The organism is Actinomadura roseirufa, assembly GCF_900659635.1.
Classification (GTDB): domain Bacteria; phylum Actinomycetota; class Actinomycetes; order Streptosporangiales; family Streptosporangiaceae; genus Spirillospora; species Spirillospora roseirufa.
In genome coordinates this window covers 1-14829 of record NZ_CAACVB010000196.1, presented here as the reverse complement: position 1 = coordinate 14829, position 14829 = coordinate 1, and the positions used below count along the sequence as shown (strand labels likewise).

The window sequence follows — 14829 nt, the reverse complement described above, 5'->3', positions numbered from 1 at the left end:
GTACCGGCGGACTCCGGGCGGCCTCGCCCGGTCCCGCGGCACGCCGACGGCGGGCGCGTCGGACGGGCCGCCGGCCGCCTCCGCGCGGGCGCCCCCGATCATCAACCCGATCCCTCCTCGCACCGCGACGGATAGAGCTTGACAGGATCCCGGCGCCAGCGGAAGGGGCGTCCGGTCACGACCCGCCAACAGATCATTTCGCGTGGCCGGGGCCGGGCCGGGCCGGGTGCGGCGGGGCGTTCCCGGCGAGGTCGCGGGGCGCCGGCCGGGCGTGGCGGGCACGGAGGACGGTGATCGGCTCCGCCTCCGGAAAGGGGGCGGCGAGCGTCGGGGGAGCGTCCATCCCCCAAGGCTAGGGCCGGAACGCCCGCCCCGCCCCGCCGATCGGCGGGATCCCCGACGGCCGGCACGGAGCGTCACGGGCCGACCAGCCCGCAAAGGGTGACAAACTTGTCCCCGTATGAGGTCGACGCCGCACATTCTTGTGATCAACGGCACCAAGGTCCGCCGCCCCGTCTTCGTCCTGGGCGCCCCGCATTCCGGTGCCGAGCTGCTGGCGCGCGCGGTGAAACGTTCCGGGGGCTTCCATCTCACCACGGGCCGGCCCGGGGTGCTGCGGGTGGTCTACGCCTTCGCCCGGCGGCCCGCGATCGCCACCGAGCGCGGGCAGGGCGCCGCGCGGGTGCTGCGCGACGCGTTCGCCGAGGCGTGGCAGATCTCCGGTCGGGCCTGCGCGGAGTGCCCGGACGAGTGCCGCGAGCTGGGCGGGCTGCCGCCGCGGCGGCCGGACGCCTCCGGGCGTCCCGGTGCCCCCGGCGCGGAGACCGCCGGGCCGTGCGCCGACCCGGCCGGCGTCGTGCGGTTCGCCGACGCCTCCCCCGACCTGCTCTACTGCGCCGAGGTGCTGCTGGACGCCTTCCCCGACGCCCAGCTCGTCCAGGTGATCAGGGACGGCCGGGACGCGGTCGCCGACATGCTGGCCGACGAGCGCTGCCTGGCCTGGTTCAAGCCGGCCCTGGCGAACCTGGACACGGTGTTCCCCAACCCCTTCCTCGGCGTCGAGGACCCCGCCGAACGCGACCGCTGGCAGCGCGCGGCGCCCGCCGTGAAGTGCGCGCTGCGCTGGCGGGGCGCCGTGCGGCTCAGCGCCCGGCTGCGGCAGGGGACGCCCGAGGAGCAGCTGTTCACCGTCCGGTACGAGGAGCTCGTCGCCCGGCCCCGCCGGGTCGCGGCGGACCTGTCGGGCTTCCTGGACGAGGCCGTCTCCCGCACCACGCTGTCCGGCCTGGTCCGGGCGGGCGCCCGGGACCGCGACGACCACGGCGTGGGCGGCTGGCGCGAGCGGCTGACGGCCCGGCAGCTCACCCAGGTCGAGAAGGTCGCCGGGACCGAGCTGCGCCGGCTCGGCTACCGGCCGTCCGGCGACGGCTGAGCGCCGCGCGCGGCGGGCCCGGCCCGCCCGCCCGGCCCGAGCCAGCCGATGGCGACGCCCGCGGCGCCGAGCCCGACCAGCAGGACGGTGTAGCGGCCCGTGCCGCGCCGCACGACGCGCCGGGGATCGATCGTCACTCGCACCCTGGCCTCCCTCGTTGGCGGATCCGCCGCCCACTGTGGGCGGCGCGGGTGGCCGCGGGGTGGCCGCGCGGGGGCCGCGCGGCGAGGAGGGCGGGTCAGTCGGCGCCGAGCGCCTCGGCCCGGCGCTCCTCGCCGTCCTGGCGGGCGAACTGGGTGCGGTACAGCTCGGCGTACAGCCCGCCGCCCAGCAGCAGCTCCTCGTGCCGTCCGCGCTCGGCGACCCGGCCCCGCTCGATCACCAGGATCTGGTCGGCCTCGCGGATCGTCGACAGCCGGTGCGCGATCACCAGCGAGGTGCGCCCGGCGAGGGCGGTGCGCAGCGCCCGCTGAACGGCCGCCTCCGACTCCGAGTCCAGGTGCGCGGTCGCCTCGTCCAGGACGACCACCGACGGCGCCTTGAGCAGCAGCCGCGCGATCGCCAGCCGCTGCTTCTCGCCGCCCGACAGCCGGTAGCCGCGGTCCCCGACCACGGTGTCCAGGCCCTCGGACATCCCGGCGACCAGCGCGCCGATCTGCGCGGCCTCCAGGGCGGCGAGGATCTCCTCGTCGGAGGCGTCCGGGCGGGCGTAGCGCATGTTCTCGCGGATCGTGTCGTGGAACAGGTGCGCGTCCTGGCTGACCACGCCGATCTCGGCGCGCAGCGACTCGAGCGTGACGTCCCGGACGTCGACGCCGCCGAGCCGGATCGACCCGCCGGTCACGTCGTACAGCCGTGACACCAGGTGCGTGATCGTCGACTTGCCGGCGCCGGACGGCCCCACCAGCGCGACCAGCTCGCCCGGCGCCGCGTCGAAGTCGACGTCGAACAGGACCTCCCGGCCGGGGGCGGTGTCGGTGCGCGCGATCGACTCCAGCGAGGCCAGCGACACCTCCTCCGCCGACGGGTAGGCGAACCGGACGTGGTCGAACCTGATCGAGGGCGCCGTCGAGGGGGCGGTCCGGCCGGCCGCGGGCGCCCCGGCGGGTCCAGAGCCGTTCCCCGAGCCGTTCCCGCCGGCCTTCCCGCTCGCGGTGCCCGCCGCGTCCCGCACGGCCGTGAGCGGGTCGTCCGCACCCGAGACGCGGATCCCCGGCGCGGCGGGCGCGGAGGTGCGCGCCTCGGCCAGGGGCCGGGCGCCCTCGCGGTCGCGGATCAGCGGCTTGAGGTCGAGCACCTCGAACACCCGGTCGAAGCTCACCAGCGCGGTCATCACGTCCACGTGCACGTTGGACAGCGCCGTCAGCGGCCCGTACATCCGGGTCAGCAAGGTCGCCAGGGCGACGAGCGTGCCGAGTTCGAGCCCGCCGTCCACGACCAGGTAGCCGCCCACGCCGTAGACCATGGCCGTCGCGAGCGCCGCCACCAGGGTCAGCGCGGTGAAGAAGACGCGTCCGTACATCGCCGCGACGACCCCGATGTCGCGGACGCGCGCGGCCCGCCCCGAGAAGTTCGCCTCCTCCTCGGCGGGACGCCCGTACAGCTTGGTCAGCATGGCGCCGGCGACGTTGAAGCGCTCGGTCATCAGCGAGCTCATCTCGGCGTCCAGGACCATCTGCTCGCGGCTGACGCGCTGCAGCCGGCGGCCGACCCACTTGGCCGGCAGGATGAAGATCGGGAGCAGCAGCAGCGCGATCAGCGTCACCTGCCACGACAGGATCAGCATCGTGACCAGCACCAGGACCAGGCTGATCACGTTGGAGACCACCGACGACAGGGTGGTGGTCAGGGCGCGCTGCGCGCCGATGACGTCGTTGTTGAGGCGGCTGACCAGCGAGCCGGTCTGCGCCCGCATGAAGAACGCGACGGGCTGGCGCTGGACGTGCCCGAACACCTGGGTGCGCAGGTCGTAGATCAGTCCCTCGCCGATGCGCGCCGAGTACCAGCGCTGGCCGAGCCCGAGCACCGCCTCCAGCAGCGCGAGGCCGGCGACGGCCACCGCGAGCCACACCACGAGGCCCGGGCGCTCGGGGACGATGCCCCGGTCGATGATCGCCTTGAGCAGCAGCGGGTTGGCGACGACGATCAGCGCGGCCAGCGAGTTCAGCGCGAGGAACAGGACGAGCTCGCGGACGTACGGGCGCGCGTAGCCCGCGATTCGCCTGACCGTGCCGGGCTTGAGCTTCTGCTGGGTGACCGACCCGTCCCGGCGGAACGAGGCCATCACCTGCCAGCCGTTGCCCGGCATTCCCGGCATCCCCACGAGCGCCTCCGAGGTCGCGCGCGCCCGCCCCGGACGACGGGCGCGCATTCCTGTAATCAAGTAAGCATCTCAGTCCCGGCGACGACAACACCGGGCCGCCCGCTCCCGCTTCCCGGCTCCGCTCAGGGCGTAACCGCCCGCCTCCGCTACGAGGCCGTTCCGGTCCCGGTTCGTCGCACCGTGCCCAATCCCCGCCACGCTGCGTCCGATATCAGGCGATCTTATGGACTTCAAGCTGGCTCGGTAGTAAATGTGATCATCACCTTTCTGGCTCACACACCCCAGGAGCCCCTGTGAGACGACGCTTGCCGCGCAGCGGCGCCGGCGTGATCACCCTTACCGCCGCGCTGCTCGCCACCACCGCACTACCCGCGGGGGCGGCCGGGCCCACCGGGCCCGCACGCGCACCGGAGACCGCGGCCCAGGTCACGGTGAAGGACGGCGAGACCCAGCCGGTCTTCTCCCGCGCCGACGCGGTCACCCAGACCGTCAGCATCGAGACGACCGTCGACAGCGACCACGACGGCGTCCGCGACCGCGTCCAGATGCGGATCATGCGCCCGAAGGAGACCGCCACCGCCGGGCTCAAGGTGCCGACGATCCTGGAGGCCAGCCCCTACTGGGCCGGCACCCACAACATCGACAACCACCCCGTCGACATCGGCGACGCGCGGGCCCGGTCGCTGACCGCGTCCCCGCGGAACCTCGCCGACATCTTCCCCGGCTACTACGACAACTACTTCCTGCCGCGCGGGTACGCCATCGCGAACCTCGACAGCATCGGGACGGGCGGTTCCACCGGCTGCCCGACCTCGGGCGACCGTGACGAGCAGGCGGGCGCCAAGGCCGCGGTGGACTGGCTGAACGGCCGCGCCAAGGGCTGGGCGCCCGACGGGACGCCCGTCACCGCGGGCTGGTCCACCGGCAACGTCGGCATGATCGGACAGTCCTACAACGGGACGCTGCCGAACATGGCCGCCGCCACCGGCGTGGACGGGCTGAAGGCGATCGTCCCGATCGCGGGCATCTCCAGCTGGTACGACTACTACCGCGCCAACGGCGGCGTCGTCGCACCCGGCGGCTACCAGGGCGAGGACCTGGACGTGCTGGCGAAGGTGGTGCTCACCCGCGAGCACCCCGAGGTCTGCTCCAAGGTCATCGACGACATCACGGCCACCCAGGACCGCGAGACCGGTGACTACGGCAAGGTCTGGAAGGAGCGCGACTACGTCGGCCAGGCCAAGAACGTCCGCGCCGCCGTCATGGTCGTCCACGGCCTGAACGACTGGAACGTCAAGGTCAAGAACTCCGTCCAGTGGTGGAACGCCCTGAAGACCGCGGGCGTGCCCCGCAAGCTGTGGCTGCACCAGGGCAACCACTCGACGCCGTTCCGCTGGCGCGTCGAGGAGTGGCTGCGCCAGACCCACCACTGGTTCGACCGCTACCTGTACAACCTCCACAACGGCATCGACAAGGAGCCGCGGGTCGACATCGAGCGCGGCCCGGGGCAGTGGGAGACGGCCAAGGACTGGCCCGTCCCCGGCACCCGCACCGTGCCGGTCAGCCTGAACGCGGGGCCGACCGGGCAGCCCGGCACGCTCGACCTGCGGGCCCGCTCCGGCGAGCCCCAGTCGCTCGTGGACGCCGGCAAGACCCGCACCGCCGAGCAGCTGCTGGAGAACGAGAACCAGGCCGACCCGAACCGGCTGGCCTACCTCACGCCGCCGCTGAAGCAGCCCGTCCGCGTCAACGGAATCCCCCAGGCCGCGCTGCGGGCGTCCCTGGACGGCAGGTCGCCCTACCTCACGGCGCTCCTGGTCGACTACGGCACCGACACCCGGCCGACCGGCACGCGCGTCGACACCGGCGTGCGGGTCTGCTACGGCCTCGGCGTGCCCGGCGACGACGGCTGCACGACCCGGCAGGCGCTGCGCACCGAGACCGACCCCTACAAGATCATCACGAGGGGCTGGCTGGACGCGCGGAACCGGCACAGCGCGAGCCGCAGTGAGCCGATCGAGCCCGGCAAGGCCTACGACCTGCGCTGGGACTTCGAGCCGACCGACTACGTGGTCAAGCCCGGCCACCGGCTCGGCGTGATCGTCCTGTCCACCGACTACGACTACACGCTGCGCTACCCCGCGGGCACCAAGGTGACCCTGGAGCCGGGGACCAGCAAGGTCCTGCTGCCGCTCGCCAAGGGCGGCCGCGAGGCCCTGCAGTAGCCCGAACACATGAGACGCGGCGCGCCGCCCCCGCCACCCGGGGCGGCGCGCCGCGGCGCGCGTGCCGGGCGGGGCCGTCAGCCGAAGAGCTCGCGGAGGCGGCCGATCTGCTCGCGCCGCTCGGCGGCGCACTGCTCCTCAAGGGTGTTGCCGGGGGCCTCCAGGAGAAGCCTCTTGGTGGCGACGGCCGCGCCCGGGTGCACCGCCAGCAGCGCGGTCACGAGGTCGGCCACGGCGGTGTCGAGCTCCTCGCGCGGCACCACCGTCTCGGCGAGGCCGAGCCGGGCCGCCTCGCCGGCGAGGACGGTGCGGGCGGTGAGGCACAGCTCCAGGGCGCGGTGGACGCCGACGAGGTCGACCAGCGGCTTGGTGCCGGTCAGGTCGGGCACGAGCCCGAGCGCGGGCTCCTTCATGCAGAACCGGGCGTCGTCGGCGAGCACCCGGATGTCGCAGGCGAGGGCCAGCTGGAATCCGGCGCCGATCGCGTGCCCCTGCACGGCCGCCACCGTGACGACGTCGGGGCGCCGCAGCCAGGTGAAGCCCTCCTGCAGCTCGGCGATGAAGCGGTCGGCGGCGTCGCCGTCGGAGGCGTCGGGGAAACCCTCGCCCCCACCGGAGAACAGGGCGAGGTCGATGCCCGCCGAGAACGAGGGGCCGGCGCCGCGCAGCACGACCACGCGCACGCCGCGGGGCAGGGAGCGCCCGAGGGCGGCCAGACCGCGCCAGGTGGCGAGGGTCATGGCGTTGCGCCGCTCGGGCCTGTCCAGGGTGACGGTCGCGACCGCGCCGTCGATCTCCAGCCGCAGCCCGGCCTCGGCCAGGGCGGCCTCGTCCGGGAGCGCCGCCGGCCCGCTGGCCGGATCCGGTCGCCGTCCCGCACCCGTGTCCGTCATGAGGCCCCTCTCCGCCGCGTGACCGGCGGCGACCTGACCGCGGCCGCCGCACGGCGGGGAGGGGGTGGTACGCGCTGGGCCCGCCCCGCCGTCCACGGGGCGGGGCCCACCCTGTCCGGCGCCGCGACCGAACCCTACTGGGCCGGTCGCGACGACGGATCAGGCGGTGCGCTCAACCGGGGGTCGCCGTCCGTTCAGGACTTCTTGCCCCGGGTCGCGCCGCCGCGACCGCGCAGGTTGACTCCGGACTCGGTCAGAATCCGGTGGATGAACCCATACGAGCGGCCGGTGGCGGCTGCCAGGGCGCGGATGCTCTCGCCGGAGTCGTACCTCTTCTTGAGGTCCGCCGCCAGCTTGTCGCGCTCGGCACCGGTCACGCGGGTGCCCTTCTTAAGGGTCTCGGCCACGAGTACCTCCCGTAGTGATGTGGTGACCGCTGCGTTATCCCCCGCCATGATCAGTCATTCCCGCGCGTTCGGCTACCCACTCGGCCAGAAAAGATCTGCGGAAGGCACGCCGCAGGTCACGCAAGTGCCACCAGATCGGCAAACTCGTCACTCCAGATGTCTTCGACACCATCCGGCAGCAAAATCACTCTTTCCGGCCGGAGCGCGGCGACGGCGCCCTCGTCGTGGGTGACCAGGACGATCGCGCCGGCGAAGGTGCGAAGGGCCGCGAGGATCTCCTCCCGGCTGGCCGGATCGAGGTTGTTGGTGGGCTCGTCCAGCAGGAGGACGTTCGCGCTGGAGACCACCAGCATCGCCAGTGCCAGCCGGGTCTTCTCGCCGCCCGACAGCACGCCCGCGGGCTTGTCGACGTCGTCGCCGGAGAACAGGAACGAGCCCAGGATCTTGCGGACCTCCACGGGCGCGAGCCCCGGCGCGGCCGACTGCATGTTCTCCAGGACCGAGCGCTCGACCTCCAGCGTCTCGTGCTCCTGGGCGTAGTAGCCGATCCGCAGCCCGTGCCCGGCCACGACGGCCCCGGTGTCGGGCTTGTCAACGCCCGCCAGCATGCGCAGGAGCGTGGTCTTGCCCGCGCCGTTCAGGCCCAGCACGACGACCCGGCTGCCCCGGTCGACGGCCAGGTCCACGTCGGTGAAAATCTCCAAAGATCCGTACGATTTCGACAAACCCTCCGCGGTGAGGGGGGTTCGCCCGCACGGCGCCGGTTCCGGGAAGCGGATCTTGGCGACCTTGTCGGCCTGCCGCTCGCCCTCCACGCCCGCCAGGAGCTGCCTGGCGCGCCGGTCCATCTGCTGGGCCGCCTTCGCCTTGGTGGCCTTGGCGCGCATCTTGTCGGCCTGCGACAGCAGCGCCGAGGCCTGCCGGTGGGCGTTGGCCGTCTCCCGCTTGCGGCGCCGCTCGTCGGTCTCGCGCTGGTCGAGGTACTTCTTCCAGCCGACGTTGTAGATGTCGATCACGCTGCGGTTCGCGTCCAGGTGGAACACCCGGTTGACCACCGCGTCCAGGAGGTCGACGTCGTGGCTGATGACCACCAGGCCGCCCTGGTGGGACTTGAGGAAGTCGCGGAGCCAGACGATGGAGTCGGCGTCCAGGTGGTTGGTCGGCTCGTCCAGCAGGAGGGTGTCGGCGTCGGAGAACAGGATGCGGGCCAGTTCCACCCGCCGCCTCTGCCCGCCCGACAGCGTCCCGAGCGCCTGGGTCATGACCCGGTCGGGCAGCCCGAGGCTGGAGGCGATGGAGGCCGACTCCGCCTCCGCGGAGTAGCCCCCCAGCACGTGCAGGCGCTCCTCCAGCCGCCCGTACCGGCGCACGGCCTTGTCCCGCTCGGCGCCGGTCGCGGTGGCCATCGCCTCCTCGGCGGCGCGCAGCTTGCGGATCACCTCGTCCAGGCCGCGCGCCGACAGGATGCGGTCGCGGGCCAGCTCGGCCAGGTCGACCCCGCGGGGGTCCTGCGGGAGGTAGCCGATGGTGCCCGAGGACGTCACGGCGCCCTGGGCGGGCAGCGCCTCCCCGGCCAGCACCTTGGTGAGGGTGGTCTTGCCGGCGCCGTTGCGGCCCACGAAGCCCACCCGGTCGCCCGGGTTGACCCGGAAGGAGGCGGCCTCGATCAGCAGCCGGGACCCGGCGCGCAGCTCGATGTCGTTCGCGATGATCACAGTGACAGGGCTCCCCTGACGGACGGCTCGATGGACAGGCGCACGAAACGGCGCGCCGCGCGGTCAAGGGACCGGGGCGCGCCGTGGCGGCCTGTCAGCTCGGGAGCGAAACCATCTGATCAGTGTACGTGACGACCGGATGTGTGAACGCCGCCGCAAGGGCCAGGATGGGGTTACGGGCGTGCGGCGTGAGCACGCCGGGACCGGCCCGGTCCCGGCACGAAGGAGTGAGTTGGCAGATGACCCACGTGACCAGCAACGCCCCCACCGGCACGCCCAACTGGCTGGACCTCGGGGTGCCCGACATCGAACGCGCCAAGACGTTCTACGGGACGCTCTTCGGCTGGCAGTACCAGGACACCGGCCCCGAGACCGGCAACTACCACCAGTGCATGCTGCGCGGGGAGCCCGTCGCCGGGATGATGAAGAACCCCGACGAGCACGCCACCGAGTTCTGGTGGGGCGTGTACTTCGCCGCCGACGACTGCGACGAGGTCGTCCAGCGGGCCACGGACGCCGGAGCCAAGGTCGTCGCTCCGGCCTATGACGTGATGGACCTCGGCCGGGCGGCGATCCTGAAGGACCCCCAGGGCGCCCAGTTCGGCCTCTGGGAGGGTCGCACCCACATCGGCTCACGGTTCGTCAACGAGCCCGGCTCCCTCGTCTGGAACGACCTGGTGACCTCCGACGCGGACGCCGCCCGCCAGTTCTACACGGCGGTGTTCGGCTACCGGCTGGAGGCCGTTCCCGGCGACATGGACTACACCGCCCTGCGCCGGCCGGACGGCCACTACATCGGCGGCGTCCACGGCCAGCCCGACACGACCTCGCCGTCCTGGATCAGCTACTTCGACGTGGCCGACGCCGACGAGGCCGTCCGCCGCGTCCGCGCGGGCGGCGGCACCGTCGACGACGAGCCGCGCGACAGCCCCTACGGCCGTATAGCGGCGGTCCGGGACCCCTTCGGCGTCCCTTTCCGCGTCATGAAGACCGCTCCCAACCCGAACTGAGACCTGGGCGAGAACGCCTGAACCACGACTGTCGCCGACCCGGGCGGGGACGCATGACCGCGGCGGAGCGCCGGCGGAGTGTGCGTCCCCACTCCCGGCGGGGCAGGGGCCGCTCCCAAGGGCTACTGCCGTTCGGAGGACAGGCGCTGGGTGATGGTGTGCTGGAGGCGTTGGAGGCCGGAGGTGCCGACCATGCCGATCTGGCCTTCCAGGTCGCGCAGGAGGACGTCTTCGTTCATCACGACCTCCGAGGACTGCATCAGGACGGTGCCCTGGCCGGTGAAGTCGAACTGGTGCTCCTCGCCCGAGGAGCCGCCCACACCGAAGATCATGCGGGCGGCGCCGATGGCCCCGCGCATGTAGGAGTGGTCGTAGTGGTGGCAGGGCGAGGGGCAGTCGGCCCAGCCGAGGAGGGCCTGCGGGTCGACGCGGACGGGCGGCTCGACGAAGTGGACGGGACCGTTGGAGGCGGCGACGAAGCGTCCGGTCCCGATGAGGGTCAGGAAGCCCGGGATGATCGACTGCTTGAGCTCCAGGCCGGGTTCGAAGGCGAGCAGGTTCCCGGCGCGGACGGTGAGGTTGCCGTCGTCGAGGTCGAAGGAGTTCACGTCGAAGCCGCGGTCGGCCAGGACGAGCTTGCCCTGCCCCTGCGCGACGATCCAGTCCTGGGCGTAGAGCGGGGAGTTGAAGGTGTGGGCGACGAGGGCGTCCAGCGGCCCCGCGGACAGCGCCTCGAACCTGATCTGCCCGTAGTAGGCGATCATCTTGCCCTTCTGCGCGAACCACTGGCCGTTGAGGTCGACGCTGAAGGCGTAGGGGTTGACGTTGTCGTTGGCGGGCAGCGTGACCGCGTTCCAGGTCTGCGTGCCGAACGTGCTCACCGTCAGATCTTCCTCTCGCTGGCCTGGACGTAGACGACGCCGGAACCGCTCAGCTCGAGCTGGAAGCCCTCGCCGGAGCCGCGCCCGACCAGGTCGCGCAGCCCGACGGCGGTCGTGAGCTTGTTCTGCACCTGGCCCCGGTGCGCCACGTACGCCTGCGGGTCCACGTGGACGGGGCGCTGGGGGGTGATCGGCAGTTCCATCACGCCGCCGTGCGACAGCAGGCCGCACGAGCCGTGCCCGGCGAGGGTCGTGGTGAACAGGCCCTGCCCGGTGACGGCGCCGCGGATGACGCCTCGGACGCCGCCCTGCTCGCCCATGAACATGGTGCCGACCTGGAGGGTCGCGTCGTGGACCAGGAGCCGGTCGGCCTCGACGAAGAGGGTCTCGGCGCCGTTCAGGTCGACGACGGACACGTGCAGGCCGCCGTGACCGAACATCACGGTGCCCTGGCCGGTCACGTGCATCATGGCGGTGCGCTCGCCGGCGACGGCGCGCCCGATGGTGCCGCCGATGCCCTGCCCGGCCGTGGTGGACGGGGCGAACGCCACCGGCCCGGCGTAGGCGAGCATGGCGCCCCGCTTGCTGTAGACCTCGTGCCCCGGCCCGATCGGGACCTGGAGCATCTTGGAGTTGATCGACTGATATCCCGGCATCAGATCTCCAGAATTCCGCCGCGCTCGGCCGGCTGGACGTAGACCAGGCCGTGTCCCTGGTACCGGAACTGCACGCTCTCACCCGATCCCTGGCCGAGCACCGTCCGCCAGTTGACGTCGGTCACGACGTCCTGCTGGAGCTGCCCGTGGTGGCCGACGTAGGCGTGCGGGTCGACGCACAGGGGCGTCTGGGGCGTCACCTCCAGGGCGATGGCGGGCCCGTCGGACACGATGGCGACCGTCCCGTGCCCTTCCACCTTGGTGGTGGCCAGGCCCTGGCCGGTGCCCATGCCCCGCAGCCCGATGAACTGGACGCCGGTCCGCAGGCCGCCGTCGAGCGCCAGGAGGCTCTCCGACTCCACGAAGAGCGTGTCGCCGGTGAGCTGGACGAGCGTCACCTCCGTCGCCTCGCTCGCGAGGTACACGGTGCCCTGCCCGGAGATCTCCATCAGCGTCATGCCCTCGCCGGCGATCCGCCGTTTCAGCGCCCCGCGCAGGCCCTCGCCCCCCGTCATGCCCTGCCGCTTGAACGCCATCCGCCCCTCGTAGGCGACCATGGAGCCGTTCAGCGCCCTGACCGTCTCGCCCGCGAGATCGACGGCCAGCATCTTGGAGCCGTTCAATCGAAATTGCGCCACGGACGGAGAACATACCGGTCCGCGGCGCGGCGCCCGGGTGATCTCCGGAAGCCGCGCATCCGGCTCCGACCGGCGCGTTGCCTCCGGGGTCCGGCGGCGGATCGGGAAGGATGTCCTCATGTGGATCGCTCCCGAACGCCGCAGCCTCAGCCGGTGGGCCGTACCCGGGCTCGTCTTGGGGGCGGGGGTGGTCGTCGGGGCCGTGCTGGCCGCCGACGGGCGAAGGGGGACGGCCCTCGTCGCGCTGGCCGCCCTGGCCGGGTACGCCCTCTACCTGGCCTACCGGCGCAACGAGCCGACGCTGCCGCTCGGCGAGGGGTTCGGCTCCGGGCACCGGGCCCGCGCCCATCTGCGGGCCGCGGCGATGACCGGGGACGTGCTCACCGTCGCGGTCGTGGGCGCGATCGTCGTCCAGGCGCTCCGCGGCGCGGACGTCACCCCCTACGCGTGGCTCGCGGCCCTGGCCGGGATCACGTATCTGTTGTCGGCGGCCGCCGGCGGCCGTGGAATGTGATTCAGGTTGCGACCTGCGAAGAATAGTTCGTTAACTTATCCCGACATGGGCTGTTCCGTCCGCCGGTAAGGCGACATGATGCGGGCTGTGTCAGCCGTTGAAGTCCTGCTCCCGGCGCGCGCGGTGTTCCATCCGGTGGTCGATCTCGGCACCGGCACCGTCGTCGCCGTGGAGACGCATGCGGGCGCGCCCGCCGCGTCCCGTCCCCCGGCGCGGGTCGACCCCGCGGCGGAGGACGTCCGTCGCGCGGTCGAGGCGGCCCGCGCGACCGCGGACCTGGGCACGCCCCTTCCGCTACAGATCGGTCTCCGGGCCGAGACCCTGACCCACGGAGACGCCTTCCTGGCCGAGCTGCACCACGGGCTCGGCGAGACGGGGAGGCGGCCACAGGAGTTCATCATCTGCGTGGCGGGCGGTTTCCCGCCCGCCCAGCGGCCGTCCGTCGCCGGAGCCCTGTCCGGGCTGCGGCGGGCCGGCTACCTCGTCGGCATGGCGGGTCTCGGCGCCGGGCACGCGCCGCTGGACCTGCTCGTCGACGGAGCCTCGTACCTGCTGAAACTCGATCCCGAACTGGCCCGCCGGGCCAGTTCGGAGCCGCGCCGGTCGGCGCTGGTGCGGAGCCTGGTCGAACTGGCGCACCGGCTCGGCACGCACGTCCTGGCGCCCGGCCTGGCGACCCAGGACCAGGTCGTGCATCTGCGCGAGCTGGGGGTCCGGCTCGTCCAGGGTCCGGCCCTCGCGCCGCCGGAGTGGCGGCCGGGGATGCCCGTCACCGTGCCGGTGGCGGCCCGGGAGGAGCCGGCGGCCACCGATCCCGGGCTCGGGCCGCGGGTGTCGGAGTTCACGCTGCCCGCGGTGACCCTGCCGCACAGCGCGACAGCCGACGACGTGCTCACCGCCCTCAACGCCGAGACCGGCATCACCAGCGTGGTCCTCGTGGACGAGCGGCAGCGGCCGCGCGCCATGGTGGACCGCACGCGGTTCCTGCTGCGCCTGTCCGGCGCGTACGGGCACGCCCTGCACGCGCACCGCCCGGCGGCGCGGCTCGCCGACCAGCCCCGCCCGGTGCCCCGGACGGTGCCCGCCGTCGCGGCGCTGCGGGCCGCGGGACGGGAGGACGAGCGGGTCTACGACGACCTGGTCGTGGTGGACGAGGTCGGGCGCTGCCTCGGCATCGTCCGCGTAGCCGACCTGATCCGCGGCCTGTCGCCCTGAGATCACCGCTGCCGTGCCGAACCGGGCCGGACGGGCTTCATCCGCCGTCCGCGCCCGGTCGCCCGGTCGCGGCCGTCTCCTGCGCGAGAATGGCCGCCTGAACGCGGCTGCGCAGGCCCAGCTTGCCCAGAATGCGGCTGACATGGGTCTTGGTGGTGGTCTCGGCCATGTCCAGGCGCCGGGCGATCTCCCCGTTGGACAGGCCCTCCCCCAGGCAGGCGAAGACCTCGCGCTCGCGCCGGGTGAGCTCGTGCAGCGCCGGGGGCTCCGGCACGGTCGGACGGGCGGCGAACGCGCCGATCAGCCGCCGGGTGACCCGGGGCGCGATGACGCCCTCGCCCGCCGCCACCGTCCGCACCGCCTCCACCAGCCGGTCGGCGTCGACGTCCTTCAGCAGGAACCCCGCGGCCCCCGCCCGCAGCGCCCCGAACACGTACTCGTCCACGTCGAACGTGGTCAGCACCAGCACGTCCGCGAACGCCGAGATCTCCCGGGTGGCGCTGATCCCGTCCAGCCGCGGCATCCGCACGTCCATGAGCACCACGTCGGGGCGCAGCTCGCGGGCCAGTTCCACCGCCCGCTCGCCGTCGGCGGCCTCGCCGACGACGCGGACGTCCGGGGCGGCGCCGAGGATGAGCACCAGCCCGGCGCGCACCGCCGCCTGGTCGTCGGCCACCAGCACGTCGATCACGGCGTCCGCTCCCCCGGCCGCTCCGGATCGGCGGCCGGCGGCCCGGTCGGCAGCTCGGCGTGCACCCGCCACCGCCCGCCGTCCGGGCCGGCGGCGAACTCCCCGGCCAGCACCGCGGTCCGCTCCCGCATCCCGACCAGCCCGCTGCCGGTGCCCGGGAGCCGCGCCCCGGCCCGGCCGAGCGGGCTGAGCACGTCGATCACCACGCGGCCGCGGGCGTACTCGACCC

15 protein-coding genes and 1 pseudogene are annotated in these 14829 nt (G+C 73.3%); 5 read left to right on the top strand and 11 right to left on the bottom strand.

Translation table 11 applies throughout. From position 1 onward, the window contains the following. Nucleotides 1-193: 193 nt before the first annotated feature. A complete protein-coding gene (locus E1291_RS42385; protein ID WP_165495357.1) occupies nucleotides 194-343 on the bottom strand; it encodes a hypothetical protein in 150 nt (49 codons plus the stop codon). A gap of 117 nt (nucleotides 344-460) precedes the next feature. Here E1291_RS42385 and E1291_RS30470 point away from each other — a divergent pair, with 117 nt between their 5' ends. Then, nucleotides 461-1432, top strand: coding sequence for a sulfotransferase family protein (locus tag E1291_RS30470; protein WP_131741528.1), 972 nt, complete (start codon nucleotides 461-463; stop codon nucleotides 1430-1432). On the opposite strand, the gene E1291_RS42380 is transcribed toward E1291_RS30470, so the two are convergent. Together E1291_RS42380 and E1291_RS44265 are read right to left on the bottom strand one after the other, a co-directional pair. Next, nucleotides 1408-1569: a hypothetical protein gene (locus E1291_RS42380; protein WP_165495356.1), complete on the bottom strand. Its 162-nt coding sequence runs from the start codon at nucleotides 1567-1569 to the stop codon at nucleotides 1408-1410. The genes E1291_RS30470 and E1291_RS42380 overlap by 25 nt on opposite strands. 101 nt (nucleotides 1570-1670) lie before the next feature. Next, nucleotides 1671-3740, bottom strand: coding sequence for an ABC transporter ATP-binding protein (locus E1291_RS44265; protein WP_370771055.1), 2070 nt, complete (start codon nucleotides 3738-3740; stop codon nucleotides 1671-1673). A 308-nt stretch (nucleotides 3741-4048) separates the two neighbouring features. On the opposite strand from E1291_RS44265, the gene E1291_RS30455 reads away from it, so the two are divergent. Further along, a complete protein-coding gene (locus tag E1291_RS30455; protein ID WP_242614470.1) occupies nucleotides 4049-5980 on the top strand; it encodes a Xaa-Pro dipeptidyl-peptidase in 1932 nt (643 codons plus the stop codon). A 77-nt stretch (nucleotides 5981-6057) separates the two neighbouring features. Here the strand turns inward: E1291_RS30455 and E1291_RS30450 are convergent, their stop codons facing one another. From E1291_RS30450 to E1291_RS30440, 3 genes are all read right to left on the bottom strand, one after another. Continuing rightward, a complete protein-coding gene (locus E1291_RS30450) occupies nucleotides 6058-6873 on the bottom strand; it encodes an enoyl-CoA hydratase/isomerase family protein (protein ID WP_131741527.1) in 816 nt (271 codons plus the stop codon). A gap of 194 nt (nucleotides 6874-7067) precedes the next feature. Then, nucleotides 7068-7280 (bottom strand): helix-turn-helix domain-containing protein, encoded by a 213-nt coding sequence (locus tag E1291_RS30445; RefSeq protein WP_021596738.1) that lies wholly within the window; start codon nucleotides 7278-7280, stop codon nucleotides 7068-7070. 116 nt (nucleotides 7281-7396) lie between these two features. Next, the gene (locus E1291_RS30440; protein WP_131741526.1) at nucleotides 7397-8995 is read right to left on the bottom strand and encodes an ABC-F family ATP-binding cassette domain-containing protein; all 1599 of its coding nucleotides are present in this window, start codon (nucleotides 8993-8995) and stop codon (nucleotides 7397-7399) included. A gap of 239 nt (nucleotides 8996-9234) precedes the next feature. Here E1291_RS30440 and E1291_RS30435 point away from each other — a divergent pair, with 239 nt between their 5' ends. After that, nucleotides 9235-10005, top strand: a complete 771-nt coding sequence (locus tag E1291_RS30435; RefSeq protein WP_131741525.1) for a VOC family protein — start codon at nucleotides 9235-9237, stop codon at nucleotides 10003-10005. A gap of 122 nt (nucleotides 10006-10127) precedes the next feature. On the opposite strand, the gene E1291_RS30430 is transcribed toward E1291_RS30435, so the two are convergent. Genes E1291_RS30430 through E1291_RS30420 form a run of 3 tightly spaced genes read right to left on the bottom strand, consistent with a single transcriptional unit; the run spans nucleotide 10128 to nucleotide 12180 of the window. Then, on the bottom strand, nucleotides 10128-10886 hold the full coding sequence (locus tag E1291_RS30430; protein WP_131741524.1) for an AIM24 family protein: 759 nt from the start codon (nucleotides 10884-10886) through the stop codon (nucleotides 10128-10130). 2 nt (nucleotides 10887-10888) lie between these two features. Beyond that, nucleotides 10889-11542, bottom strand: a complete 654-nt coding sequence (locus E1291_RS30425; RefSeq protein WP_131741523.1) for an AIM24 family protein — start codon at nucleotides 11540-11542, stop codon at nucleotides 10889-10891. Next, the gene (locus tag E1291_RS30420) at nucleotides 11542-12180 is read right to left on the bottom strand and encodes an AIM24 family protein (protein WP_242614469.1); all 639 of its coding nucleotides are present in this window, start codon (nucleotides 12178-12180) and stop codon (nucleotides 11542-11544) included. The genes E1291_RS30425 and E1291_RS30420 overlap by 1 nt, the downstream gene beginning before the upstream one ends. A gap of 118 nt (nucleotides 12181-12298) precedes the next feature. Between E1291_RS30420 and E1291_RS30415 the strand changes: the two genes are divergently transcribed. After that, entirely contained in the window at nucleotides 12299-12694 is a 396-nt protein-coding gene (locus tag E1291_RS30415) for an ABC transporter permease (RefSeq protein WP_131741522.1), read from the top strand. A gap of 87 nt (nucleotides 12695-12781) precedes the next feature. Then, nucleotides 12782-13909: an EAL domain-containing protein gene (locus E1291_RS30410; protein ID WP_242614468.1), complete on the top strand. Its 1128-nt coding sequence runs from the start codon at nucleotides 12782-12784 to the stop codon at nucleotides 13907-13909. A gap of 37 nt (nucleotides 13910-13946) precedes the next feature. Here the strand turns inward: E1291_RS30410 and E1291_RS30405 are convergent, their stop codons facing one another. After that, nucleotides 13947-14600 carry a response regulator gene (locus E1291_RS30405; protein WP_131741520.1) on the bottom strand — a complete coding sequence of 218 codons (654 nt, stop codon included), beginning with the start codon at nucleotides 14598-14600 and terminating at the stop codon, nucleotides 13947-13949. Next, nucleotides 14597-14829 (bottom strand): annotated as a pseudogene (locus E1291_RS42375) (sensor histidine kinase); the annotation flags it as partial. The gene E1291_RS30405 and the pseudogene E1291_RS42375, both read right to left, overlap by 4 nt.